This window comes from Micromonospora sp. NPDC049282 (assembly GCF_043197045.1).
Classification (GTDB): Bacteria; Actinomycetota; Actinomycetes; order Mycobacteriales; family Micromonosporaceae; genus Micromonospora.
Map to the genome: position 1 here is coordinate 155,410 of NZ_JBICSL010000009.1, position 22,335 is coordinate 177,744.

Here is a 22,335-nt window from a genome sequence, read left to right on the forward strand (position 1 = left end):
GCACCGGGGCGGCTCAGGCCGGGAGCACCGGACAGTTCAGCGGGCGTAGGCCAGCAGCACCGCGGCGTCCTGCCCCGGCCAGGCGCCGGTGAGCCGGCCCGCCACCGGAAGTCCGGCCGGTGTCGCCGGGCCACCGGCATCCGCCGCCTCGACGGGCCGGCGGACCAGGGCCAGCTCGACGCCGCCGGCCCGGATCAGCGTCGGGTCGCCGTCCACCACCTCGTCGGCCGGGCCGGCCGGCAGCGCCCGGTCGGTGCGGCTGCCCGACACCGTCATGCTCGGCCCGCGCACCTGCCGCTCGCCGTCGACCTCGAAGTACTCCTCCGCCTGGCCGGCGTCGGCCAGCACCGCCGCGGCCAACGCCGGCGGGTAGACCGGGTCACCGACGGCGTCGTACACCCAGCGGCGGCCGAGCACCGAGTGCTCCACGACGCCGACCAGGAAGCGGTCCGCGCCGGCCAGCGGGGCGCCCCGGTAGGTCAACGGCACCTGCAGCACCGGCCCGTCACCGGCACGCACGAGCAGCGTCTCCATGCCGACCTCACCGGCCGGGTCGTCGAAGCGGTAGGCCGCCACCCGGCTGACCGTCGCACCGGCCTCCCCGGCGAACCAGGGCCGGCCGGGCAGCCAGGGTACGAGCAACTCCAGTTTCGAGGGGCGCAGTTCCGCGCGATGCAGCAGGGCCATGCGCAAGATCGTACTGTCGAAAGGTGGCCGTCGGGTTTGCCGAGCCCGGCGGCGCGGGCACCACCGGGGCCGGGAGGCGCGGATGGAGACGTCGGTGGAACAGGTCGACCAGGCGGCACGGGTACGCCCGGCGCCGCGCTGGGTGGCGCCCACGTTCGTGGCGCTGGCCGTGCTCACCCTGCCCTGGATCGGATACCTGGCGTTCACCCTGCCCCGGCACCAGGTGACCGTGCACTACCGGGCCGCCTGGGTCGGCTTCGACCTCGGCCTGGTGGCGTTGCTCGGGCTGACCGCCTGGCACGCGTACCGGGGAAACCGGCAGGTGGTGCTCGCGGCCGCCGCCACCGCGACGATGCTCGCGGTGGACGCCTGGTTCGACGTGACCACCACGCCGCCCGGCACCGACCTGGTGGTCTCGGTGGTGCTGGCGGCGCTGGTCGAGCTGCCGCTGGCCGGGGTGTGCCTGTGGATCGCCCGGCACGGCGACCGGATGGTGCAGCGGCGGCTGCGCCAGCTCGCGGTCCGTGCGGAACTCGCCGCCGACCGGGCCGCCGCCGCCCAGCGGACCGCCACCGGCGCCCGCCGCCGGCTCGCCCGGGTGCGGGGCCGGCTGCGCTGAGTCAGCCCGGCCGGACCGGCCACACCTTCGCGAACAGGTCACGGGTGTCCGTGAGCAGTTGCGGCAGCACCTTGGTGCGGCCGATGACCGGCATGAAGTTCGCGTCGCCGCCCCAGCGCGGCACCACGTGCTGGTGCAGGTGCGCGGCGATGCCCGCGCCGGCCACACCACCCTGGTTCATGCCCAGGTTGAAGCCGTGCGCGTTGGACACGTGGCGGACCACCCGCATGGCGTCCTTGGTGAACGCGGCCAGCTCGGCCGTCTCCGGCGCGTCCAGCTCGGTGTAGTCGGCCACGTGCCGGTAGGGACAGACCAGCAGGTGGCCGGGGTTGTACGGATAGAGGTTGAGCACCGCGAACACGTGCTCGCCGCGGGCGACCACCAGGCTCTCCTCCGCCGGGCGGCCGGGGGCCAGGCAGAACGGGCAGCCGGTCGGCTTCTCGTAACCGCCCTCGGGCCGGTCCTCGCCGGATATGTAGGTCATCCGGTGCGGCGTCCAGAGCCGTTCCAACCCGTCCGCCAGACCACTGTCCGCGTGCCGCTCCACCCCTGTCACACCGGCGATCCTACGATCCGCGCCGCCGCACCACCGAACCGCGCCGCACGGTCAAGCGGGTCCCCCGCCTCTACCGGAGGCGTCAGGAGGGGGCCCCGCCTCACACCTCAGGCGGCGGTGGGGCCGCTGTTGGCACGGGACTCGACCAACTCGCGGACGTGCGCGACCGCCTCGGCGAGCGGCACGCCGTTGCGCTGCGAACCGTCCCGGTAGCGGAACGAGACCGTGCCCGCCGCCACGTCGTCGTCGCCGGCGATCACCATGAACGGGATCTTCTGCTGCTGGGCGTTGCGGATCTTCTTCTGCATCCGGTCGTCGCCCAGGTCGACCTCGGCCCGGACGCCGTGCCGGCGCAGCGTGCCCGCGAAGTCCTCCAGGTAGTCGCCGTGCTCGTCGCGGATCGGGATGCCGACCACCTGCACCGGCGCGAGCCAGGCCGGGAACGCGCCCGCGTAGTGCTCGGTGAGCACGCCGATGAACCGCTCGATCGAGCCGAACTTGGCGCAGTGGATCATCACCGGCTGCTGCCGGGTGCCGTCGGCCGCCTGGTACTCCAGGCCGAAGCCCTTCGGCTGGTTGAAGTCGTACTGGATGGTCGACATCTGCCAGGTGCGGCCGATGGCGTCCTTGGCCTGCACGGAGATCTTCGGGCCGTAGAAGGCCGCGCCGCCCGGGTCGGGGACCAGGTCCAGGCCGGTCTCCAGCGCGCACCGCTCCAGCACCTCGGTCGCGGTGGCCCAGTCGGAGTCGGTGCCGACGAACTTGTCCGGCCGGGTGTCGTCGCGGGTGGACAGCTCCAGGTAGAAGTCGTCGATGCCGAAGTCACGCAGCAGGCTGAGCACGAAACCCAGCAGATGCTTGATCTCCGCCGGCGCCTGCTCCCGGGTGCAGTAGGAGTGCGAGTCGTCCTGGGTGAAGCCGCGGACCCGGGTCAGGCCGTGGATCACGCCCGACTTCTCGTACCGGTAGACCGAGCCGAACTCGAACAGCCGGATCGGCAGCTGCCGGTAGGACCGCCCGCGCGACCGGTAGATCAGGTTGTGCATCGGGCAGTTCATCGCCTTGAGGTAGTAGTCGCTGCCCTCCATCTCCATCGGCGGGAACATCGTGTCCTTGTAGTAGGGCAGGTGACCCGAGGTGTGGAAGAGACCTTCCTTGGAGATGTGCGGCGTCCCGACGTACTGGAAGCCCTCCTCGATGTGGCGGGTGCGGACGTAGTCCTCCATCACCCGCTTGAGCACGCCACCCTTGGGGTGGAAGACGGGCAGGCCGGAGCCGATCTCGTCGGGGAAGCTGAACAGGTCGAGGTCCGTGCCGAGCTTGCGGTGGTCGCGCCGGGCGGCCTCCTCCAACAGCTTCAGGTACGCCTTGAGCTCGTCCCGGGTCGGCCAGGCGGTGCCGTAGACCCGCTGCAGCTGCGGGTTCTTCTCCGAGCCGCGCCAGTAGGCGGCGGCGGAGCGCATCAGCTTGAACGCGCCGATCAGCCGGGTGTTCGGCAGGTGCGGGCCCCGGCACAGGTCCGACCAGCAGACCTTGTCCTCGTTCGCGGCGAGGTTGTCGTAGATGGTCAGCTCGCCGCCGCCCACCTCCATCACCTCGGAGGAGTCGAGGCCCTCGCCCTTGACCTCGATCAGCTCCAGCTTGAACGGCTCGGCGGCCAGCTCGCCCCGGGCCTCGTCCAGGCTGGAGAAGCGACGGCGGCGGAACCGCTGGCCGGACTTGACGATCTCCTGCATCCGCTTCTCGAGCTTCGTCAGGTCCTCCGGCTGGAACGGCTTGTCCACGCCGAAGTCGTAGTAGAAGCCGTTCTCGATCGGCGGGCCGATGCCGAGCTTCGCCTCCGGGAAGACGTCCTGCACGGCCTGGGCGAGCACGTGCGCGGTGGAGTGTCGCAGCACCTCCAGGCCGGCCGGGCTGTTCAGCGGCACCGGCTCGACCGAGGTCTCCTCGGCCGGCTTCCAGTCCAGGTCGCGCAGCCGGCCCTGCGGGTCGCGGACCACCACGATCGCCTTCGGCCCGTTCGTGGGCAGGCCGGCCGCGGCCACCGCGTCGGCCGCCGTGGTCCCGGCGGCGACGACGACGGGGTCGGCCACGACGGGGATACGGGGTGCGGACACGGTGACTCCTGTCGTCGACGATACGGATCTGCCGGGTGACCGGCCCCTGCGATGGTATCGGTCGCCCGGATCCGCGCCGTCGGCGACGCGGCGCACGGGGCACGAGTTCGGCGCCGCGTTGAACCTTTCGACCGTCCGGTCCGAACTACCGGGTGGGGCCGGAGCCGGTACCGACCCCGGTCGAGAAGGATGGGGACGACGATGAGGATGACCCGTCAGGGCCGGTGGGCGGCGGCGCTGCTGGCCGCCGCGCTCGCCGGGGCGGTGGGCTGGCCGGGCCCGGCCAGCGCCGCCGACGTGACCGTGACGACCTCCCCCGGTGAGGTGCGCCAGGGCGACGCGATCGAGCTGTCCGTGGTGGTGCCCGCGGACCGACCGGGCAGCCGGACCACCAAGGTGGAGCTGACCATGCCGGCGGACGCCCCGATCGGCGAGGTCTATCCGCTGTCCGTGCCGGACTGGGCGCCGACCATCACCACCCGCACCCTGGACCAGCCGGTCGCCGGCATCCACGCCTCCGAGCTGAACCAGGTGACCCATGCGGTGACCTGGCTGCGGGTGCCCGGCGGCGGCACCGGCGCGGCCCGGCTGCCGCTCGGCATGGGACCGATGCCGGCCACCGACCGGTTGACCTTCACCGTGGTGCAGACGTACTCCGACGGCACGGTGGTCCGGTGGGCGGACCCGGCGGGCGGCGCGCACCCGGCGCCGTCGGTCGCGTTGCTGCCCCCGCTGCCGGGCACCGCCACCCACGACGGCGACGCCGGCGCGGGCGCCGGGGGCCACGGCGGTCACGGCGCCGCGGGCGACGCGCCGGGAGACACCGCGCCGGCCGGGAACCCCGCCGGAGCAGCGGCGGCCGACGACGGGCCGAGCGCGGACCTGCTGCTCGGTGGCGGCCTGCTCGCCGGGCTGGCCGGCGGGGCCGCGATCGGCTGGCTGCTCAGCCGCCGCCGGCGCGGCACCATGACCCTCCCGCCGGACACCGCCGACTCCCCCACCACCGTCTCCGAGCCCACCACCGACTCCCCCACCCGGCACGCCGACGCCAACCCCGGTGCCGGCACCCGGCCCGGTGCCGGCGCCCGATCCGGTGGCGGTGACTCCGCCCAGGCGCCCGCGACCGACGCCCCGGCCTCCGACGAGCCCGTTACCGCCGGCACCGTCCCCACACGCTCCTGACCGCCGCCGCCCCCACCCCGCACGCTCCTGACCGCCAGCCGGCCACCCCGGACGCCGCACGCGGGACATGACAGCCCCCAGGGGGGCCGTTTCCTACCAAGATCTGGCGCGAGGCGCGAGGCGCGAGGCGCGAGGTGGAACGGTCAGGCGGAAGTGGCGAGCCAGCCGGGCAGCGGCTCGCGTGCGGTCAGCCAACCCTCGGGAACGCCACCGGGGGTGCCGACCCCGGTGTGGGCGGCGACGATCCCGCCGACGATCGCCGCCGTGGTGTCCACGTCGCCGCCCGCCTCCACGCACGCGCGGATCGCGGCCGGGTAGTCGTGCAGCAGCGTGGCGGCGACCCAGAGCGTGAACGGGACGGTGTCCTGCGCGGTGACCCGCGAGCCGTTGCCCACCGCCTCGGCCACCTCGCCGGCGGGGTGCCCGAGCAGCGCGGCGGCCCGGCGTACGCCCCGGTGCACCTCGCCGGCCGGGTCGAGCGCGCCGGCCACCGCGCCCAGAAGCCGGGCCGGCTCGGGCCGGTCGCCGTCGAGGCGGGCGCGGGCGGCCAGCGAGGCGGCCACCGCCACCGCCACCGCTCCGGCGACGCCCTCCGGGTGGGCGTGGGTCACCTCGGCCGAGGCACGGGCCTGGTCGGCGGCGCGCCGGGTGGAGTCGGCGTGCCAGGCGCCCAGCGGGGCGACGCGCATGGCCGCGCCGTTGCCGCAGGAGCCCTGCCCGTCGAAGGCCGAGGCGGCGGCCACCGGCCACGGCGTGCCGGCGCGGATGAGCTCCAGCAACTCGACCGCGCCGGCGCCGTAGCGGCGGGTCGGGTCGTAGTGCGTGGCGAAGGCGAGCGCGAGCGCGTCGGGCTCCATCCGGCCGTGCGCCGCGAGCACACCCAGCACCGAGCACGCCATCTCGGTGTCGTCGCTCCAGGGCCACGGGCCGGGCGGCAGCGCGTCCGGCCAGGGGGCGACGGTCCCGCCGGGGACGAAGAACCGGGAGCCGAGGGCATCGCCCACCGACAGGCCGGCCAGCGCGTCGCGGGCGAGCGTGAGGCGGGTGTCGGGGAAGAGGATGAACGTCATCGCCGTCCCAGCTTGCCCGGTTCCCCGGGCCGTCGCAACGCGATCGACTTGCCACGCCGAGTACGGTGCTGACGTGGCAACCGTCCTGCTGGTCGAAGACGACCACGTGGTGCGTGGCGCGATGCTGCGGTCGCTGACCGACCGGGGGCACGCGGTGCACGCCGTCGGCACCGCGCTGGACGCGTTGCGCCGGGTCGCCGCGGAGACGCCCGACCTGGTGGTGCTCGACCTGGGCCTGCCGGACCTGGACGGCTCGGACGCGCTGCGCATGCTGCGGGGCATCACCGACGTGCCGATCATCATCGCCACCGCGCGCGACGACGAGCAGTCGGTGGTCCGGCTGCTGCGGGCCGGCGCGGACGACTACATGGTCAAGCCGTTCACCGGCGCGCACCTGGACGCCCGGATCACCACCGTGCTGCGCCGGGCCGGGCGGGCCAGCCGTACCGTGCAACCGGCCGTGCACACGGTCGGCGGTCTGCGGGTGGACGTGGGCGAGCGCAGCGCGGTGCTGGACGGGGAGTCACTGGCCCTGACCCGCAAGGAATTCGACCTGCTGGCGTATCTCGCCGCTCGTCCCGGCCGGGTAGTGTCCCGGCGGGAACTCTTGGAGGAGGTATGGCGGCAGCCATCGGTCGGCGAGGACCAGACCATCGACGTTCACCTTTACTGGCTCCGCCGCAAAATGGGCGAGTCCGCGGCGAAGCCCCGCTACCTGCGCACCGTGCGGGGGGTCGGCTTCCGGCTGGTGGCGCCGGACTGAGACCGGCGCTGGCCTGGCTCACCGCCGGCATGTGCAGCCTGGTCGCGTTCGCGTTCCTCATCCCGCTCGGCATCACCCTGTCCGACCAGTCCCGCGAGGAGAAGCTGGCCGACGCCGCCCGGCGTGGCGCGCTGGTCACCGGCGCGCTGGCGGTCAGCACCGACGCCGAGGTGGTCAAGCGGGCGGTGGCGGCCAGCGGGGACGACCCGGCGCTGCGGCCGGTCGTGCACGGCATCGGCACCGACGAGTCGGCCGGTCGCGCCGACTCCGCCGCGTTGGCCGACGCCGCCGCGCAGCGGCGCTCGGTGGTGACCGAGGTGGACGGCGGGGTGCTGCGGCTGGACCCGGTGGTGCTCGGTGACCGGGTGGCCGTGGTGGAGGTCTTCGTACCCGACGAGGTGCTCGACGCCGGCGCCGGCGGGCGGTGGCTGCTGCTGCTCGCGGTGGCGCTGGCGCTGGTCGGCGCCGCGGTGATCGTGGTCGACCGGGTGGCCGCCCGGGCCGTGGACGCGACCGGCGACCTGGTCAAGGCGGCGCTCGCGGTGGGCGACGGCGAGCTCGGCGTACGGGTCGAGCCGGCCGGTCCGCGGGAGCTGGCCGAGGCCGGGCACGCGTTCAACCGGATGGCGGAGCGGCTGGTGGCGCTCCGCGCCGACGAGCACGAACTCGTCGCCGACCTGTCGCACCGGCTGCGTACCCCGCTGACCGCGCTGCGGCTGGACGCGGAGGCCCTGGAGTCCGACGACACCAGCATCGGCACGTTCAGCGAGGCGGAGCTGGACCGGCGGCGCGGCATCCGCCGGATCCGGCAGGCCATCGTCACGTTGGAGGGCGAGGTCGACCAGCTGATCAAGACCACCCGCAAGGCGGTCAGCCAGGAGACGGCGCCGGCGTCCTGCGACGTGAGCGAGGTGGTCCGGGACCGGATGGTCTTCTGGTCGGCGCTGGCCGGCGACCAGAACCGGCCGCACCGGGTGGTCGGGGCGCAGCTGCGCATCCCGGCGCCGGTGCCCCGCGCCGAGTTGGCCGCGGCGCTGGACGCGGTGATCGGCAACGTCTTCCGCTACACGCCGCAGGGCACCGCGTTCGAGGTGGCGGTGAGCCGCCGCGACGGCTGGGTGGCGATCCGGATCGACGACGCCGGGCCGGGCATCGCCAACCCGGACCGGGCGTTGCGCCGGGGTGAGAGCGACCAGGGCTCCACCGGGCTCGGGCTGGACATCGCCAAGCGGGTCGCGTTGCAGGCGAACGGTTCGGTGAGCCTCGACCGGGCGCGTCTCGGCGGGGCCAGCGTGGTGATGCTGCTGGCCGACCCGGACGCGGCGCCGCGACAGGTCAACCGGTTCGGGCTGGTCGGCCGGATGGCCCGGGAGGCCCGCGAACCACGCACCGGGCGGCGCTGGCCGCGCCCGCGCTGACCCGTGGCTGTGCGGCGGCGCAAGTTCTCCTTAGGAGTGTTTTAACGACGGCCGCCACGGGGCCGCGGAATGCCAGTATCTCCGACAGAACCCATCAGTTCCGTCGGCCGGGACGCCCCGTAACACCTTCCGGCCGGCGGATCCGTGCGCGCGGCGGGAGTCCGGTCCCCCCACACCTCGCTCCCGTCGCGCGCCGCTCTCGGTGTCGAGCCGGGCGGAGGTGACCGTGATGACGCCGACCGTCAGCCGCCTGCTCCGCTGGGCCGCCGTGATCGGCCTCGGTATCGCCCTCACGCTCGCCGTCTGGCAGGACCCGGTGCTCGCGCACGGTCCGGGCCGCACCGCACCGGGCATGTCCGGCTTCGCCGTCGCGCTGCTCGCGCCGGCCGTGCTCGGGGTGCTCCTGGCCACCCGGCGCCGGCCGCCCCGGCTGTCCCGGCGGCCGGCGCCCGTGCGGCCGCTCAGCGTGCCGCGCTCACCAGGTACGCGTCGATCTCGGCGCTGATCCGGGCCTGCTCTGCCGGCGCCAGGAACGCGGCGGTCACCGCGTCCCGGGCCAGCGCGGCCAACCCCTCCGGGCCGATGCCGAGCAGCCGGGCGGCGACCGCGTACTCGTCGTTGAGCGTGGTGCCGAACATCGGCGGGTCGTCGGAGTTGATGCTGACCGGCACGCCGGCCTCGATCAGCTGCGGCAGCGGGTGCTCGTCGAGGCTGGACACCGCCCGGGTCCGCACGTTGGAGGTCGGGCACACCTCCAGCGGGATCCGCCGCTCCGCCAGGTGGGCCAGCAGCTCCGGGTCGAGCGCGGCGGAGATGCCGTGACCGATCCGCTCGGCGCCCAGCTCGCGCAACGCGTCCCAGATCGTCTCCGGGCCGGTGGTCTCACCGGCGTGCGGCACCGAGCGCAGGCCGGCCGCGCGGGCCTGGTCGAAGTACGGCTTGAACTGCGGCCGGGGCACCCCGATCTCGGGGCCGCCCAGGCCGAAGCTGATCAGCCCGTCCGGCCGCTCGTCGAGCGCGATCCGCAGGGTCTGCTCGGCGGCCGGCAACCCGGCCTCGCCTGGGATGTCGAAGCACCAGCGCAGCACGATGCCGAAGTCGGCCTCGGCCCGCTTGCGGGCGTCCTCGATCGCCTCGCAGAACGCCGGCGCCGGGATGCCCCGGTGCACGTGCGAGTAGGGCGTGACGGTCAGCTCCGCGTACCGGACCTGCTGGCGGGCCAGCTCGCGGGCCACCTCGTGGGTGAGCAGCCAGACGTCGTCGGCGTCGCGGATCAGGTCGACCACGCTCAGGTAGACCTCGACGAAGTGGGCGAAGTCGCGGAACGCGAAGTAGTCGGCGAGCGCCTCCGGGTCGGCCGGGACGGGGCTGCGCCCCTCGTGCCGGGCAGCCAACTCGGCGACGATGCGGGGCGAGGCGGAGCCGACGTGGTGTACGTGCAGCTCCACCTTGGGCAGGTCGGCGATGAAGGTGGGCAGGTCGGTCACGAGTTCTCCTCTGCGCGGGCGCCGGTGCGGGCCACCACGAAGATCCGGCGGAACGGAAAGTACACCTGACCCTGCCGCAGCTGGTACGCCTCGGCCAGCCGTACCCCCAGCTCGGTGCGGAAGTCGGCCCAGCCGGCGGCGTCCAGCGCGGCGCGGACCGGGCGCAGGGCCGTGCCCTCCATCCAGGCCAGCACCGGGTGGTCCGCGCCGGCGGCCGGCAGCAGGTGCAGGTAGGTGGTCTCCCAGGCGTCCACCGCGCAACCGGCGCCGGTCAGCAGCGTGGCGTAGTCGACCGGCTCGTCGACCGGGGCCTCGCGCAGCAGCCCGGCGAGGCGGTCGCGCCACCGGTCCCGCCCGGCGACCTCGCGCAGCGCCCGGTGCGACGGCGCGGCGAAGTTGCCGGGCACCTGGAACGCCAGCCACGCGCCGGACGGCAGCTCGGTGGCCCAGCGGGCGAGCAGCTCGCGGTGTTCCGGCACCCACTGGAGCACCGCGTTGCCGACCAGCACGTCCACCTCGGGGGCGGGGCGCCAGTCGCGGACGTCGGCCACGGCGAAGGTGACCGGGGAGGCCAGGGCGTCGGCGCGCGCGATCATCTCGGGCGAGGAGTCCAGGCCGGTGATCCGGCTGCCGGGCCAACGCTCGGCGAGCGTGGCGGTCAGCGTGCCGGGCCCGCAGCCGAGGTCGACCACCGCGCGCGGGCGACTCGCGCCGACCCGGGCCAGCAGGTCGTGGAAGGGCCGGGAGCGCTGGTCGCCGTAGCGCAGGTAGGCGCGGGGATCCCACATGACATTCTCCAAACCGTACGTACGTCTTGTTGGAGACCGTACGGCCCGACGGGCGAAGCGGCAACCCGCTCACTAGGCTCGGCCGGATGGAACAGCGCAACTTCGACCGGCTCGGCCGGCACGTCGGCATCATCGGACTCGGCGCGTGGCAGCTCGGCGCCGACTGGGGCGAGGTCAGCGAGGACGCGGCGCTCGACGTGCTCACCGCCGCGGTGGACGCCGGCGTCACCTTCCTGGACACCGCGGACGTGTACGGCGACGGCCGCAGCGAACAGCTGATCGGGCGGTTCCTGCGGGCCCACCCGGACCACGGGCTGACCGTGGCCACCAAGATGGGCCGCCGGGTGCCGCAGACGCCGGAGGCGTACACCCTGGACAACTTCCGGGCCTGGACCGACCGGTCCCGGGCCAACCTCGGCGTCGACACGCTGGACCTGGTCCAGCTGCACTGCCCGCCCACCGCGGTCTTCGCCGACGACCGGGTCTTCGACGCCCTGGACACGCTGGTCGCCGAGAAGCGCGTCGCCGGGTACGGGGTCAGCGTGGAGACCTGCGACCAGGCGCTCACCGCCATCGCCCGACCCGGGGTGGCCAGCGTCCAGATCATCCTCAACGCGGTCCGGCACAAGCCGCTGGAGCGGGTGCTGCCGGCCGCCGCCGCGGCCGGGGTGGGCGTCATCGCCCGGGTCCCGCTGGCCAGCGGCCTGCTCTCCGGTCGCTACGACGAGCACACCACGTTCCCGGAGAACGACCACCGCACCTTCAACCGACACGGCGAGTCGTTCGACGTCGGCGAGACGTTCTCCGGCGTCGACTACGACCTCGGCCTGGCCGCGGTGCGCCGGCTCGCGCCGCTGGTCGGCGACGACCGCACCATGGCCCAGTTCGCGCTGCGCTGGATCCTCGACCAGCCCGGCGTGACCGTGGTGATCCCCGGCGCCCGCTCCGCCGAGCAGGCCCGGCGCAACGCCGAGGCGGCCGGCCGGCCGCCGCTGACCGAGGTGGAGCTGGCCTCGGTGCGGGCCACCTACGACGAGCTGATCCGGCCGCAGGTGCACGACCGGTGGTGACCGGTTCGGCCCGGCCCGTCGGCGCGGCGCCACCGGCGCCGGACGCCGGCGGGCATGCTGGAGGCGGGGCGGACGTCGTGGAGGGGGCGCGATGAGGGGTTGGTTCCGGCTGACCGTGGGGTTGCTGGCCGTGGTGCTGGGTGCGCTCTGGACGGTGCTGGGGCTCGGCTACGTCGAGGGCAGCGCGCTGACCGACCAGCGGATCTGGGCGATGGTCGGCCCGGTGGTGGTCCTGATCGGACTCGTCGCGCTCTGGTACGGCATGCGGGCCCGACGCCGCTGAGGCGCGCCGGACATGGAGAAGCCCCGCCTCCCGTGCGGGATGCGGGGCTTCGCGCACCGACCGGCGCGGCCGGCGTTGTGTCAGCTCAGATGGGGCGGACCTGCTCGGCCTGCGGACCCTTCTGACCCTGGGCGATCTCGAACTCCACCCGCTGGTTCTCCTCCAGCGAGCGGTAGCCGCTGGACTGGATGGCCGAGAAGTGGACGAACACGTCAGCACCCCCGCCGTCGACGGTGATGAAGCCGAAGCCCTTGTCAGCGTTGAACCACTTCACGGTTCCCTGCGCCATGTGCAACTCCTTCTAAAACTGGCGGCCGAGCACGCCGTGCGGCCGATTGGCCGTTTTCGAGCAGCGGCGCCTGAGGTGGCCCCCCGTCCGGGGAACCTCTCTCAACCCACGCGTCTCGCAACAGCGTGAGAAAGCAAACCACGTACGCAAAAACTTCGCACAGCCTACCGGACGAAATTCTCCGACATGTGACCTGAAGGTTGGCCGATGATCGCCGCCCGGGCCGATGTGGCCGTGCGAAAGACCCCTTCCCCAGGTCGCGGGGAAGGGGTCAGTTCGAGTGTCCGATCAGTCCGGCCAGTGCCCGGTCAGCCGGCGCACACCGACCGCGCCGCCCCGGTCCACGGCCGCCCGGACCGCCGAGAAGATCGCCCCCTGCAGGGCCGCGGCGGCGAGGACCTCGCCCCAGTGGCGCTCCTCGTCGGTGGCGCTCGGCGCGTCGTCGTCGCCCGCCGCCAGCTTCCAGACCTGCCGGAAGACCATCCCGGCGACCGCGCCGGCGGCCAGGCCGAGCAGCACCCCCACCGGCTTGTACGCCGCCTTACCGATCCTGCCGCTCACCGACGCCTCCCTCGGACCACCAACAGCACCACCACGGTCGCCACCGCGCCGGCCGCCACCGCCGTCCACGGCAACGGGCTGCGCCCGAGAGCGCTGCCCGAGTCGTACGCCTGCGCCCGGAGCAGCCGGGCCCGCTCGGCCGCCCGCCCCCGCACCCGGGCCACGGTCAGCGCCGCCTGCTCGCGCATCCGCGCCTTGGCCTGCTCGGCGGAGTGCCGCACGAGCGCCTTGGGGTCGGCCCGGGCGGCCAGCAGCTCCATCGTCTCACCGAGTTCCACCCGGGTCCGGCGGATCTCCTCCCGGAGCGCCGCCACGTCCCCGGTCCCGTTGCCGGTCATGCCCGCCTCCCGTCCTTCACCGCGGCGGTGACCGTGTCGACGTCCGCCCGCACACTGCGGACCGCCGCCTCCGGCACCGGCGGGACGGCACGGCTGACCTGCTTCTTGCCCACGAGCGCCAGGATCCCGGCGAGCAGGAACAGCGCCACCGCCACGATCAGGGCGGCCAGCCACGCCGGCATGACCAGCGCCAGCAGCAGGATCACGGTGGCGACAAGCGCGCCGGCGCCGTAGAACGCCATCACCCCGCCACCGCCGAACAGACCGATTCCGATCCCGGCGTGCTTCCCCTTCTGGGTCAGCTCCGCCCTGGCCAGGGCCAGTTCGTCCCGCACCAGGCGGGTGACCTGTTCGGTGGCCCGTTGCACCAGTTCCGCGGTGGACGGCTCGGTCCCGGTCCGGGACGTGGTGCGACTCGCGACGTCAGCCATGCTGTCCTCCTTTCATCATCACCGCGCTGTATGCCCGGAGTCGCCGCCCGTCAATCCTGCGCGGAGCGGCCGGTGGGTCCCGGCCGCGCGCCGCCGGAGTCCGGCGTCGGCCGGCCGGAATCCGGGGCATGGGCAGCACGTCCCCCGGAACGGGCCGATCAAACCCACTCGGCCGGACACTCCGCGAACGGACCGGCCGGCCGCGTACCGTCCCGGCCGGGACGACGCCGCGCGGGCGCCGGGTCGCGGAACCTGGCCGGACGCGCGGAGCCCCCGGCGCCGCGGGCGGCGGCCGGGGGCTCCGATCGGGGGTACGCGGGTCAGCGCCGCGCCTCGGCGTGGTCCTCCCGGCCCACGAACACCTCGCTGCGGGCGTCGCCGTCGTCGCTGCCGCCGAAGACCCGCGCGTCGTCGGGCGCCTCGGTGTCGGCCGGCCGGCGGCTCGTCCGGCGCGGCTGCGTCGCCTGCCAGGGCAGCGGGCCGGTGGTCTCGCCCACCTCGGCGCGCAGCCGGGGCAGGGCGGTGGGGCGGTGGTCGCGTACCCAGGTCACCAGGTTCTCCCGGACCAGGCAGCGCAGGTCCCAGAGGCTGCCGGCGTCGGCGGCGCTGACCAGCGCGCGGACCTTGACCATCCCGCCGGTGGCGTCGGTCACCTGGAGCACGCAGACCCGACCGTCCCACAGGTCGGTGCCCTCGCAGAGCCGGCGCAGCTCCTCCCGCATGGCCTGCACCGGGATCGCCCAGTCCAGGTCGAACTCGGCGGTGCCGAGCACCGCCGCCTCGGTCCGGGTCCAGTTCTGGAACGGCCTGCTGGTGAAGTACGAGGTCGGCAGGATCAGCCGGCGGTCGTCCCAGACCTGCACCACCACGTAGCTGAGCGTCAGCTCCTCGATCCGACCCCACTCCCCCTCGACCACGACCACGTCGTCGAGACGGACCGCGTCGCTGAAGGCGAGCTGGAGGCCGGCGAAGACGTTGCCGAGCAGGCTCTGCGCGGCGAGCGCGGCGACGACACCGACCACACCGGCGGAGGTGAGCACGCCGGCGCCGATGCCGCGTACGGCCGGGAAGGTCATCAGCATCACGCCGACGGCGAGGATCACGATCACCGCGATGGTCAACCGGCGCAGCAGCACCACCTGGGTCCGCACCCGCCGGGCGTGCCGGTTGTTCGGCACGTCCACCCGGAACCGGGCCAACGCGGTCTCCTCCGCCACCACGAGCAGCGAGGCCACCAGCCACGCGGCGGCGGCGATCATGGCCAGCACCAGCGTGTGCAGGACGAACTGCCGCCAGGGACTGCCCACCGCGTAGAGCGTGGTGAACCGGACCGCGAGCTGCACGCCGACCACTGTCGCGGCGACCTGGAACGCGCGGTGCGAGTGCGCGGTCAGCTCGGTCATCAGCAGCGAGCGGCGACCGAGTCGCCGGATCACCCGGTGCACCACCTGGACCAGCACCAACGCGACCGCCGCCGCGGCGAGCGCGGCGGCGGCGGTCACGAGATAGCTCTGCACGAAATCTCTCCCTCTGGCCCGGGCGGGAATCGGGCAAAGGCCCAATGGTGCCCGGCGGTCCGGATATCGACCAGGCTCAGACCTTGCGGAACCGGGACTGGAAGAAGCAGTAGACGCCGAACGCGGCGATGCCGAGCGCCATCAGCGCCAGCAGCCACGGGCCGTACGCCTGGTCGCGCAGCGTCCGCAGGGCGGCGTCCAGACCGCGCGCCTTCTCCGGGTCGTACTTCACGGCGGCGACCACGATGAGCAGGCCGGCGACGGCGAAGACCGCGCCGCGGGCGGCGTACCCGGCCATGCCGAGGCGACGGATCAGCTTGTGCGTCTTCGGGTTCATCTCGCCGGTCTTGAGGTTGCGCTCGAACTTCTTCTTCAGGCCGTAGATCACCATGCCGACGCCGACCGCGGCGAGCACCAGACCGGCCAGCCCGACGAGCCACCGGCCGCCGTCGGAGGCCATCAGCTTCTCGGTGAGCTGCTGCTGCTGGTCGGAGGAGTTGGAGCTGGCGTCCTGGACGACCTTGATCGCGGTCCAGCCCAGCCAGATGAAGACGATCACCCGCACGACCGAGGCGATCCGCTCGAAGGTCCGCTCCTTGCCGGTCTTCGACTGGTGGCCGACAAGCGCTTCGGAGGCCTGCCAGATGGCCATCGCGAAGAGCCCGACCGCGATCACGACCAGCATGAACTTGCCGAGCGGCTGCTCGCCGAGGGTGCGCAGGGCGCCGTTCTGGTTGCCCTCCTCCCCGGACTTGCCGAAGGCGATCTGCAGCGCCAGCCAGGCGAAGAGGAGGTGCACGATTCCGTAGCCGATGAAACCGGCGCGGGTCAACAGTTCGAGCCACCGGCTGTTCTTGGCCTGGGCGGCGGTGGCTCCGGCGTTCCGGGTGAGAGACATGCGCCCTCAATCTCCCGACGTGCGGTTTTCCAAACGTCGCCGCCCGCCGCCCGCCGCCGGTCGCCCGGCCGAAAGGGATCAGCCGTTGGGGTTGCGGGCCACCCGGAGCACGACCTGCTGGTCGGTCACGCTGTCCAGGCTGACCTGGAAGCCGCCGACCTCGGTGGCCTGCTGGCCGGTGGTGAGCGAGAGCTGCTCGCCGGCCACCTCGACGGTGACCTGGTCGTCCTGGGCGCCGATCAGCTTGGCCTCGATGCCGAGGACGGTGGCGCTGGCGTCCACGCCACGATCGAAGGCGATGGTGCAGGCGTCCAGGCCGCAGTCGGTGTCGGCGCCGTTCGAGCTGCATCCGGCCAGCAGCGCGGCACCGAGGGCGAGACCGGCGAGCAGCCCGGCGGCGCGACGGGCGGGGGTCGGGGCGAAGGTGGCGCGTCGGTTCGTCACCTCCCCCACGGTACCGCCCGCCGGCCACGCCACCGGGCGGCGTGCTCGGCGAGGCGGGGCGGGGCTGCCCGACGGTGTCGTTCCGGGTGGCCGGCCGGACCCCGGCGGAGACCGCCGCGGCGCTGGGCGAGGCGGGGCTCTGCCTCTCCTCCGGCGACTACTACGCCTACGAATACTTCCAGGCCATGGGGTTGCGCGACTCCGGTGGCGCGGTCCGGGCGAGCGTCTACCACTACAACACGGTCGACGAGGTGGACCGGTTGCTGGCCGAACTCGACCGGCTGGCCGCCGACGGGGGGACGATGGTCCGGTGAACTTCCTGGTCGAGGAGAACCCCGCCAAGCACCGCTTCGAGATCCTGGTCGACGACGCGCTGGCCGGGTTCAGCGCGTACCTGCCGCGCGGCGAGGTGCTGGTCTTCACGCACACCGAGGTCGACGACCGCTACCAGGGGCAGGGCGTGGGCGGCGCGCTGATCCGGGGCATGCTGGACCAGGTCCGCGCGCGCGGCGGCCGGGTGGTGCCCCGGTGCCCGTTCGTGGCCGCGTTCATCGAGCGCCATCCGGACTACGCCGACCTGGTGGTCGACGCGCCCTGAGGCCCGGCCCGACCGGGGGACCTCCCCACCCGGCCGGTCCGGGAGTTCAGCGGGCGCCGGCCAGCAGCTCGGCGGCGGCGCGGGCCGCCGCCGCGGTGGCCCCGTGCGTGGCCAGGTGCACCCGACCGGCGGCCAGCTCGGGCACGCCCAGCTCGACCACCACCGCGTCCGGGCGGACGGCCAGGGCCCGGGTCACCGCGTCCCGCATCCACCCGTGCCGGTGCAGGTCGCGCACGACCAGCACCAACGGCCGGTCCGCCGACCCGGTCGCCGGATCGGCCGGGACGGCGTCGGCGGCGTAGCGGGCGGTGGTGGTGCCGGGCGCCAGGTGGGCCAGGGGCGCGGCGATCCCCCACGGCGTCTCCTCGCCGATGGCGATGTTGCGGGGCGGCGCGAACTCCACCACGTGCGCCGGCCCGGCCAGCGGCAGCAGCGCGGCGTCGCCGGTGACCCGCAGCGCCCGGCGGGCGGCGGTCAGGCCGATCGGTGACCCGTCCGGCGCGGCCGGGCCGGTGCTGCGGTGGGCCCGGGCCGCGACGCTCCACGCGGCGAGCTGGCCGACCCGCTTGGCCGCCTCGGCCAGCCGCTCCTCGGGCAGCTCACCGGTCACCACCGCGGCGACGATCGCGTCGCGCAGCTCGCGGGCGTCGGCCTCGGTGGCCCGCTCCCCGCCCACGCAGATGGCGTCGGCGCCGGCGGCGAGCGCGCGCACCGCCGCGCCGGCGAAGCCGTACCGGTCGGACACCGCCCGCATCTCCACCGCGTCGGTCACCACCACACCGCCGAAGCCCAGCTCCTCGCGGAGCAGTCCGCCCAGGATGCGCGCGCTGAGCGTGGCCGGCAGCTCCGCGTCGAGCGCCGGCACCAGCAGGTGGCCGGTCATCACCGCCTGCGCCCCGGCCGCCACCGCGGCCCGGAACGGGGCCAGCTCGATCGCGTCGAGGCGGGCCCGGTCGGCGCCGATGCGGGGCAGGTCGTGGTGGGAGTCGACGTGGGTGTCGCCGTGCCCGGGGAAGTGCTTGGCGCAGGCGGCGACGCCGCCGGCCTGCAGGCCGCGTACCCAGGCGGCGGTGTGGCGGGCGACCAGGTCGGGGTCGGCGCCGAACGAGCGCACCCCGATCACCGGGTTGGCGGGGTTGGAGTTGACGTCGGCGTCCGGCGCGTAGTCGAGGGTGACACCGACCGCGGCCAGCTCGGCGCCCAGGTCGCGGGCGACCTCCTCGGTCAGCGCCGGGTCGTCCACCGCGCCGAGGGCGAAGTTGCCGGGCCGGGAACTGCCCCGGGCGGACTCGATCCGGGTGACGTCGCCGGCCTCCTCGTCGATCGCCACGATCACGTCCGGCCGTTCCGCCCGCAGGTCGGCGGTCAGCGTCGCGACCTGCTCGTGGTCGACGACGTTGCGGGCGAAGAGGACCACCGAGCCGAGCCCTTCGCCGAGCCAGCGGCAGACCCAGGGTGGCGGGGTGGTGCCGACGAAGCCGGGTTGCAGGACGGCGGCGGCGAGCGCCGCCAGGTCTCCGGTCGCTCCGACGATCCGCTCGGTGCGCTCGCTCATGCGCTGACGTACCCCCGTCTCCCCCACCGACCCGCCACGACCGGCGGGTGCTGACATGGTCACACCGCGCAGCTAAATAGTCAACAATCCTTACTGTTAGGCGCTGGCGACCGGCGGTCCGCCGTGCGAGAGTTCAGGCATGCCCGTCCTGCCGCTCGCCGACGCCACCGGCGTCGCCGACATCCCCGGCGTACGCCTGCTCGGCCTGGTGGTCGGCGCCCTGTTCCTGCTGATCGCGATCCGGGCGATGTTCCGCCGCTGACCCCCGGGATTCGGACCGTTCCGCGCGGGTAGGAGGCCGGTGTCCGGACACGGCGGAGGGGACGCAATGAGGATCGGTTACTTCCTGTCCAGCGAGGAGTACACGCCGGCGGAGCTGCTGGCCCAGGCGCGGGGCGCCGAGCAGGCCGGCTTCGAGGCACTGTGGATCTCCGACCACTACCACCCCTGGGTCGACGCGCAGGGCCAGAGCCCGTTCGTCTGGTCCACCATCGGCGCGCTCAGCCAGGTCTGCCGGCTGCCGGTGAGCACCGCGGTCACCTGCCCGACCGTGCGCGTCCACCCCGCGGTCATCGCCCAGGCGGCAGCCACCAGCGCGGTGCTGCACCAGGGACGCTTCGTGCTCGGGGTGGGCACCGGGGAGGCCCTGAACGAGCACATCTTCGGCGACGCCTGGCCACCGGCCGACGTCCGGCTGGAGATGCTCGAGGAGGCGGTCGGGGTGATCCGGGAGCTGTGGCGGGGAGACTTCGTCAACCACCACGGCGCCCACTACACGGTGGAGCACGCCCGGATCTACACCCGGCCCGAGACGGCCCCGTCGATCTACGTCTCCGGCTTCGGGCCGAAGGCGATCGAGCTGGCCGGGCGGATCGGCGACGGCTACATCAGCATGATGCCCGACGCCGACATGGTGCGCCGGTTCCGCGACGCCGGCGGCGGCGACAAGCCGTGCCAGGGCGGCTTCAAGGCCGCGTACGCCGACACCGCCGACGAGGGCGCGCGGATCGCGTACGAGCGCTGGCCCAACGCGGGGGTGCCGGGCGAGCTGTCCCAGGTGCTCCCCTCGCCGCGACACTTCGAGCAGGCCGCGCAGCTGGTCCGACCGGAGCAGGTGCGGGAGGCGTTCGTCTGCGGGCGGGACGCCGACGCCCACCTGGACATGATCGACCAGTACGCCAAGGCCGGCTTCGACGAGGTCTACGTGGCCAACACCGGCCCGCACTGGCAGGGACTGTTCGACCTCTACCAGCGGGAGGTGCTGCCCCGGCTGCGGTGAGCGCCGCCTCAGCCGGACCCGGCCGGCGCCACCCCGCGCAGCAGCGTGTCGACCAGGGCGTCCGCCAGCTCCGGGTCGAATTGCGGCGGCGCGCCGGCCAGGTCGAGCAGCCGGCCGAGCACCAGGTCGTGGCAGACGCCGACGAGCAGGGTCGCCGCCGCCCGGGGGTCGGCCGCCGGCGCGACCCGGCCGAGGCGCTGCTCGGCCCGCAGGTAGTCGGCGAACTCCGCCCGTACGCCGGGGTCACCGCCGGGCAGGGCGGGCAGCTCGGCGAGCCGGGCCCTTGTCGGCGAAATGGTTGTAGACCACCCCGTCGGCGACGCCGGCCTCCCGGGCCACGTCGCGCACGGTCAGCCCGGCCGGTCCGCGGCGGTCCAGCAGGCGCGCGGCGGCCGCGATCAGGTGCTCGCGCAGACTCTGCTCACCGCCGCGCAGCGCGGCCGCTCTCCTGGGTGCCATCACCGAGAATCCCAGGGGTGCGCGGGGGCCGGCTCCCCCGTGCGAGCCGGCCCCGGCGGCAAAGAGTCCCGGCGTCATGGGCGCGGAGAGATCGACCCCGAGCGCCGAGCCGGTGGCGCTCCGGCCGGCGGCCAGGCGGGTCAGTTGGCCGGTGCCGCACCCGACGTCGAGCACCCGGTCGCCCGGCCGGACGGCGGCGAGCAGCACCCCGGTTTCGGGCTCGGAGCGCGGGGGTAGCTGTGGCCGTTGATGAAACTGACCACGCACGCCACCAACCTGCGCCGGGCGGCGAAGAACCTGTTCGGCTGGACCGCGCTGCGGCCCAACCAGCTCGCCGCCATGCGCGCCGTCATGAAGCGCCACGATGCCCTGGTGGTGCTGCCCACCGGTGCCGGCAAGTCGGCGATCTACCAGATCCCGGCCAGCCTCATCCCCGGACCGACCGTGGTCATCTCGCCGCTGCTCGCGCTGCAACAGGACCAGATCGCCGCGCTCAACGAGCGGCAGCGGCCGGAGCTGCGAGCGGTGCGGATCAGCTCGGACGAGAGCGCCGCGCAGCAGGCCGAGGCGATCGAGGAGATCCGGGCCGGTCGGGCCGAGTTCCTCTTCATCACGCCGGAGGCGCTGAGCAACCCGGACCGGCTCGCCGAGGTCCGTTCGCTCTCGCCGGCGCTCGTCGCGATCGACGAGGCGCACTGCATCTCGTCCTGGGGCCACGACTTCCGGCCGGACTACCTCGCGCTCGGCCACCTCATCGACGGCCTCGGCCGGCCACCGGTGGTGGCGCTGACCGCCACCGCCTCCCCGCCGGTCCGCGACGACATCATCGCCCGGCTGCGGCTGCGCGAGCCCGAGGTGGTGGTCTCCGGGCTGGACCGGCCCAACCTCTTCCTCGAGGTGGCCTACTGCCCGACCGACGACTACCGGTGGCGGCGGCTGATCGCGTTGCTGCGCGAGGACGAGCGCCCCGGCATCATCTACGTGCCGACCCGGCGCGCGGCCGAGGAACTGGCCGAGCGGCTGACCACCGCGGGCTTCCCGACCGAGTTCTACCACGGCGGCATGCCCACCGCGGCGCGGCACGAGCTGCACGAGGCGTTCCTCGCCGACCGGGTGCCGATCATGGTGGCCACCTCGGCGTTCGGCATGGGCATCGACAAACCGAACATCGCCTGGGTGGTGCACATGGCGCTGCCCGACTCGCCGGACAGCTACTTCCAGGAGATCGGCCGGGCCGGCCGGGACGGCTCGCCGTCGCGGCTGCTGCTGCTCTGGCGGGCCGAGGACGTCGGCCTGCAACGCTACTTCAGCGGCGGCCTGCCGGACGAGAAGGAGCTGGCCGACCTCGCCGCGGTGCTGCGGAGCAAGGCCCGCACCCGCAAGGAACTGCGCGAGCTGACCGGCCTGGGCCCGCGCAAGCTCGGCCAGTACCTGTCCCTGCTGGAGCAGATCGGCGCCGCCGAGCCGCGGGCCCGCCAGCGTGTCGGCGCGCCCCGCTACGCCCCGGACGCGGTCGAGTCCGGACGGGCCGCGCGCGCCGAGGCCGAGCGGCAGCAGACCGTGACCCGGTCGCGGACCGACATGATGCGCGCGTTCGCCGAGACCACCGGCTGCCGCGGGCAGGTCCTGCTGGCCTACTTCGGTGAACAGATGAACGAGGTCTGCGGGCACTGCGACAACTGCCACGCCGGCACCAGCGTGGCCAACGACGGCGCGGTCGGACCGTTCCCGGTGCACAGCCAGGTCCGCCACGCCGAGTGGGGATCCGGCCTGGTGCTCAACTACGAGGACGACCGGATGACGGTGCTCTTCGACGAGGTGGGCTACAAGACGCTGTCCGTGCGCGTGGTGTCCGAACAGGGCCTGCTCGAGCTGGACTAGCCTGACCCGGGCGCCGTGACGGCGCCCGTCGACAACGACGACCAC

26 protein-coding genes and 1 pseudogene are annotated in these 22,335 nt (G+C 74.2%); 12 read left to right on the plus strand and 15 right to left on the minus strand.

All coding sequences use genetic code 11. From position 1 onward, the window contains the following. Window positions 1-36: 36 nt before the first annotated feature. Window positions 37-687 (minus strand): hypothetical protein, encoded by a 651-nt coding sequence (locus tag ACGFI2_RS16855; protein WP_393517339.1) that lies wholly within the window; start codon window positions 685-687, stop codon window positions 37-39. 82 nt (window positions 688-769) lie between these two features. Between ACGFI2_RS16855 and ACGFI2_RS16860 the strand changes: the two genes are divergently transcribed. After that, the gene (locus ACGFI2_RS16860; RefSeq protein ID WP_393517342.1) at window positions 770-1,306 is read left to right on the plus strand and encodes a hypothetical protein; all 537 of its coding nucleotides are present in this window, start codon (window positions 770-772) and stop codon (window positions 1,304-1,306) included. Window position 1,307: 1 nt separating this feature from the next. Here the strand turns inward: ACGFI2_RS16860 and ACGFI2_RS16865 are convergent, their stop codons facing one another. After that, the gene (locus ACGFI2_RS16865) at window positions 1,308-1,862 is read right to left on the minus strand and encodes an HIT family protein (RefSeq protein WP_393517345.1); all 555 of its coding nucleotides are present in this window, start codon (window positions 1,860-1,862) and stop codon (window positions 1,308-1,310) included. A 107-nt stretch (window positions 1,863-1,969) separates the two neighbouring features. Then, entirely contained in the window at window positions 1,970-3,979 is a 2,010-nt protein-coding gene (thrS, locus tag ACGFI2_RS16870; protein WP_393517348.1) for a threonine--tRNA ligase, read from the minus strand. Between the two features lie 201 nt (window positions 3,980-4,180). On the opposite strand from thrS, the gene ACGFI2_RS16875 reads away from it, so the two are divergent. Beyond that, window positions 4,181-5,161: a YcnI family protein gene (locus ACGFI2_RS16875; RefSeq protein WP_393517351.1), complete on the plus strand. Its 981-nt coding sequence runs from the start codon at window positions 4,181-4,183 to the stop codon at window positions 5,159-5,161. Window positions 5,162-5,304: 143 nt separating this feature from the next. Here ACGFI2_RS16875 and ACGFI2_RS16880 read toward each other — a convergent pair whose 3' ends face one another. Next, window positions 5,305-6,231, minus strand: a complete 927-nt coding sequence (locus ACGFI2_RS16880) for an ADP-ribosylglycohydrolase family protein (RefSeq protein ID WP_393517354.1) — start codon at window positions 6,229-6,231, stop codon at window positions 5,305-5,307. A 73-nt stretch (window positions 6,232-6,304) separates the two neighbouring features. Between ACGFI2_RS16880 and ACGFI2_RS16885 the strand changes: the two genes are divergently transcribed. From ACGFI2_RS16885 to ACGFI2_RS16895, 3 genes are all read left to right on the plus strand, one after another. Then, window positions 6,305-6,994 (plus strand): response regulator transcription factor, encoded by a 690-nt coding sequence (locus ACGFI2_RS16885; RefSeq protein WP_018784999.1) that lies wholly within the window; start codon window positions 6,305-6,307, stop codon window positions 6,992-6,994. 29 nt (window positions 6,995-7,023) lie between these two features. Beyond that, window positions 7,024-8,412 carry an ATP-binding protein gene (locus tag ACGFI2_RS16890; RefSeq protein WP_393517359.1) on the plus strand — a complete coding sequence of 463 codons (1,389 nt, stop codon included), beginning with the start codon at window positions 7,024-7,026 and terminating at the stop codon, window positions 8,410-8,412. A gap of 229 nt (window positions 8,413-8,641) precedes the next feature. Further along, complete coding sequence (locus ACGFI2_RS16895) at window positions 8,642-8,917, plus strand: hypothetical protein (RefSeq protein WP_393517362.1); 276 nt, start codon at window positions 8,642-8,644, stop codon at window positions 8,915-8,917. Here the strand turns inward: ACGFI2_RS16895 and ACGFI2_RS16900 are convergent. Beyond that, on the minus strand, window positions 8,874-9,899 hold the full coding sequence (locus tag ACGFI2_RS16900) for an adenosine deaminase (RefSeq protein WP_393517365.1): 1,026 nt from the start codon (window positions 9,897-9,899) through the stop codon (window positions 8,874-8,876). The two genes, ACGFI2_RS16895 and ACGFI2_RS16900, sit on opposite strands and share 44 nt — an antisense overlap. Beyond that, window positions 9,896-10,687, minus strand: coding sequence for a trans-aconitate 2-methyltransferase (locus ACGFI2_RS16905; RefSeq protein ID WP_393517368.1), 792 nt, complete (start codon window positions 10,685-10,687; stop codon window positions 9,896-9,898). The genes ACGFI2_RS16900 and ACGFI2_RS16905 overlap by 4 nt, the downstream gene beginning before the upstream one ends. An 86-nt stretch (window positions 10,688-10,773) precedes the next feature. On the opposite strand from ACGFI2_RS16905, the gene ACGFI2_RS16910 reads away from it, so the two are divergent. Further along, a complete protein-coding gene (locus tag ACGFI2_RS16910; protein ID WP_393517371.1) occupies window positions 10,774-11,757 on the plus strand; it encodes an aldo/keto reductase in 984 nt (327 codons plus the stop codon). A 91-nt stretch (window positions 11,758-11,848) separates the two neighbouring features. Next, the gene (locus tag ACGFI2_RS16915) at window positions 11,849-12,040 is read left to right on the plus strand and encodes a hypothetical protein (protein ID WP_393517374.1); all 192 of its coding nucleotides are present in this window, start codon (window positions 11,849-11,851) and stop codon (window positions 12,038-12,040) included. Window positions 12,041-12,125: 85 nt separating this feature from the next. Here ACGFI2_RS16915 and ACGFI2_RS16920 read toward each other — a convergent pair whose 3' ends face one another. The 7 genes from ACGFI2_RS16920 to ACGFI2_RS16950 form a co-directional block, all read right to left on the minus strand. After that, entirely contained in the window at window positions 12,126-12,329 is a 204-nt protein-coding gene (locus ACGFI2_RS16920) for a cold-shock protein (protein ID WP_088962828.1), read from the minus strand. 288 nt (window positions 12,330-12,617) lie between these two features. Continuing rightward, window positions 12,618-12,890, minus strand: a complete 273-nt coding sequence (locus tag ACGFI2_RS16925) for a DUF4235 domain-containing protein (protein ID WP_393517378.1) — start codon at window positions 12,888-12,890, stop codon at window positions 12,618-12,620. Then, window positions 12,887-13,228 (minus strand): DUF3618 domain-containing protein, encoded by a 342-nt coding sequence (locus tag ACGFI2_RS16930; protein WP_393517381.1) that lies wholly within the window; start codon window positions 13,226-13,228, stop codon window positions 12,887-12,889. The genes ACGFI2_RS16925 and ACGFI2_RS16930 overlap by 4 nt, the downstream gene beginning before the upstream one ends. Next, entirely contained in the window at window positions 13,225-13,659 is a 435-nt protein-coding gene (locus ACGFI2_RS16935) for a phage holin family protein (RefSeq protein ID WP_393517384.1), read from the minus strand. The genes ACGFI2_RS16930 and ACGFI2_RS16935 overlap by 4 nt, the downstream gene beginning before the upstream one ends. 320 nt (window positions 13,660-13,979) lie before the next feature. Next, a complete protein-coding gene (locus ACGFI2_RS16940) occupies window positions 13,980-15,176 on the minus strand; it encodes a mechanosensitive ion channel family protein (protein WP_393517387.1) in 1,197 nt (398 codons plus the stop codon). Between the two features lie 76 nt (window positions 15,177-15,252). Beyond that, on the minus strand, window positions 15,253-16,074 hold the full coding sequence (locus tag ACGFI2_RS16945) for a DUF1206 domain-containing protein (RefSeq protein ID WP_393517390.1): 822 nt from the start codon (window positions 16,072-16,074) through the stop codon (window positions 15,253-15,255). Window positions 16,075-16,152: 78 nt separating this feature from the next. Then, window positions 16,153-16,518, minus strand: coding sequence for a hypothetical protein (locus ACGFI2_RS16950; RefSeq protein ID WP_393517393.1), 366 nt, complete (start codon window positions 16,516-16,518; stop codon window positions 16,153-16,155). Window positions 16,519-16,559: 41 nt separating this feature from the next. On the opposite strand from ACGFI2_RS16950, the pseudogene ACGFI2_RS16955 reads away from it, so the two are divergent. Together ACGFI2_RS16955 and ACGFI2_RS16960 are read left to right on the plus strand one after the other, a co-directional pair. After that, window positions 16,560-16,832: pseudogene (locus ACGFI2_RS16955) on the plus strand (aminotransferase class V-fold PLP-dependent enzyme); the annotation flags it as partial. Continuing rightward, window positions 16,829-17,116 carry a GNAT family N-acetyltransferase gene (locus tag ACGFI2_RS16960; RefSeq protein WP_393517396.1) on the plus strand — a complete coding sequence of 96 codons (288 nt, stop codon included), beginning with the start codon at window positions 16,829-16,831 and terminating at the stop codon, window positions 17,114-17,116. The pseudogene ACGFI2_RS16955 and the gene ACGFI2_RS16960, both read left to right, overlap by 4 nt. A 46-nt stretch (window positions 17,117-17,162) precedes the next feature. Here the strand turns inward: ACGFI2_RS16960 and ACGFI2_RS16965 are convergent, their stop codons facing one another. Further along, the gene (locus ACGFI2_RS16965) at window positions 17,163-18,671 is read right to left on the minus strand and encodes a glycoside hydrolase family 3 protein (protein ID WP_393517399.1); all 1,509 of its coding nucleotides are present in this window, start codon (window positions 18,669-18,671) and stop codon (window positions 17,163-17,165) included. 139 nt (window positions 18,672-18,810) lie between these two features. On the opposite strand from ACGFI2_RS16965, the gene ACGFI2_RS16970 reads away from it, so the two are divergent. Both ACGFI2_RS16970 and ACGFI2_RS16975 read left to right on the plus strand, forming a co-directional pair. Further along, complete coding sequence (locus ACGFI2_RS16970; RefSeq protein WP_393517402.1) at window positions 18,811-18,933, plus strand: hypothetical protein; 123 nt, start codon at window positions 18,811-18,813, stop codon at window positions 18,931-18,933. A gap of 66 nt (window positions 18,934-18,999) precedes the next feature. Further along, window positions 19,000-19,950, plus strand: coding sequence for a TIGR03557 family F420-dependent LLM class oxidoreductase (locus tag ACGFI2_RS16975; protein ID WP_393517405.1), 951 nt, complete (start codon window positions 19,000-19,002; stop codon window positions 19,948-19,950). 243 nt (window positions 19,951-20,193) lie between these two features. Here ACGFI2_RS16975 and ACGFI2_RS16980 read toward each other — a convergent pair whose 3' ends face one another. Then, window positions 20,194-20,676, minus strand: a complete 483-nt coding sequence (locus ACGFI2_RS16980; protein WP_393517408.1) for a TetR family transcriptional regulator — start codon at window positions 20,674-20,676, stop codon at window positions 20,194-20,196. Between ACGFI2_RS16980 and ACGFI2_RS16985 the strand changes: the two genes are divergently transcribed. Then, window positions 20,659-22,290 carry a RecQ family ATP-dependent DNA helicase gene (locus ACGFI2_RS16985; RefSeq protein WP_393517411.1) on the plus strand — a complete coding sequence of 544 codons (1,632 nt, stop codon included), beginning with the start codon at window positions 20,659-20,661 and terminating at the stop codon, window positions 22,288-22,290. The two genes, ACGFI2_RS16980 and ACGFI2_RS16985, sit on opposite strands and share 18 nt — an antisense overlap. Window positions 22,291-22,335: the final 45 nt, after the last annotated feature.

What these genes read in the sequence shown, in the direction of transcription:
- ACGFI2_RS16855 (WP_393517339.1), bottom strand. Translation starts at nt 687, where the DNA reads ATGGCCCTGCTGCATCGCGCGGAACTGCGCCCCTCGAAACTGGAGTTG.
- ACGFI2_RS16860 (WP_393517342.1), top strand. Translation starts at nt 770, where the DNA reads ATGGAGACGTCGGTGGAACAGGTCGACCAGGCGGCACGGGTACGCCCG.
- ACGFI2_RS16875 (WP_393517351.1), top strand. Translation starts at nt 4,181, where the DNA reads ATGAGGATGACCCGTCAGGGCCGGTGGGCGGCGGCGCTGCTGGCCGCC.
- ACGFI2_RS16880 (WP_393517354.1), bottom strand. Translation starts at nt 6,231, where the DNA reads ATGACGTTCATCCTCTTCCCCGACACCCGCCTCACGCTCGCCCGCGAC.
- ACGFI2_RS16890 (WP_393517359.1), top strand. Translation starts at nt 7,024, where the DNA reads ATGTGCAGCCTGGTCGCGTTCGCGTTCCTCATCCCGCTCGGCATCACC.
- ACGFI2_RS16895 (WP_393517362.1), top strand. Translation starts at nt 8,642, where the DNA reads ATGACGCCGACCGTCAGCCGCCTGCTCCGCTGGGCCGCCGTGATCGGC.
- ACGFI2_RS16905 (WP_393517368.1), bottom strand. Translation starts at nt 10,687, where the DNA reads ATGTGGGATCCCCGCGCCTACCTGCGCTACGGCGACCAGCGCTCCCGG.
- ACGFI2_RS16910 (WP_393517371.1), top strand. Translation starts at nt 10,774, where the DNA reads ATGGAACAGCGCAACTTCGACCGGCTCGGCCGGCACGTCGGCATCATC.
- ACGFI2_RS16915 (WP_393517374.1), top strand. Translation starts at nt 11,849, where the DNA reads ATGAGGGGTTGGTTCCGGCTGACCGTGGGGTTGCTGGCCGTGGTGCTG.
- ACGFI2_RS16920 (WP_088962828.1), bottom strand. Translation starts at nt 12,329, where the DNA reads ATGGCGCAGGGAACCGTGAAGTGGTTCAACGCTGACAAGGGCTTCGGC.
- ACGFI2_RS16930 (WP_393517381.1), bottom strand. Translation starts at nt 13,228, where the DNA reads ATGACCGGCAACGGGACCGGGGACGTGGCGGCGCTCCGGGAGGAGATC.
- ACGFI2_RS16935 (WP_393517384.1), bottom strand. Translation starts at nt 13,659, where the DNA reads ATGGCTGACGTCGCGAGTCGCACCACGTCCCGGACCGGGACCGAGCCG.
- ACGFI2_RS16945 (WP_393517390.1), bottom strand. Translation starts at nt 16,074, where the DNA reads ATGTCTCTCACCCGGAACGCCGGAGCCACCGCCGCCCAGGCCAAGAAC.
- ACGFI2_RS16965 (WP_393517399.1), bottom strand. Translation starts at nt 18,671, where the DNA reads ATGAGCGAGCGCACCGAGCGGATCGTCGGAGCGACCGGAGACCTGGCG.
- ACGFI2_RS16970 (WP_393517402.1), top strand. Translation starts at nt 18,811, where the DNA reads ATGCCCGTCCTGCCGCTCGCCGACGCCACCGGCGTCGCCGACATCCCC.
- ACGFI2_RS16975 (WP_393517405.1), top strand. Translation starts at nt 19,000, where the DNA reads ATGAGGATCGGTTACTTCCTGTCCAGCGAGGAGTACACGCCGGCGGAG.
- ACGFI2_RS16985 (WP_393517411.1), top strand. Translation starts at nt 20,659, where the DNA reads ATGAAACTGACCACGCACGCCACCAACCTGCGCCGGGCGGCGAAGAAC.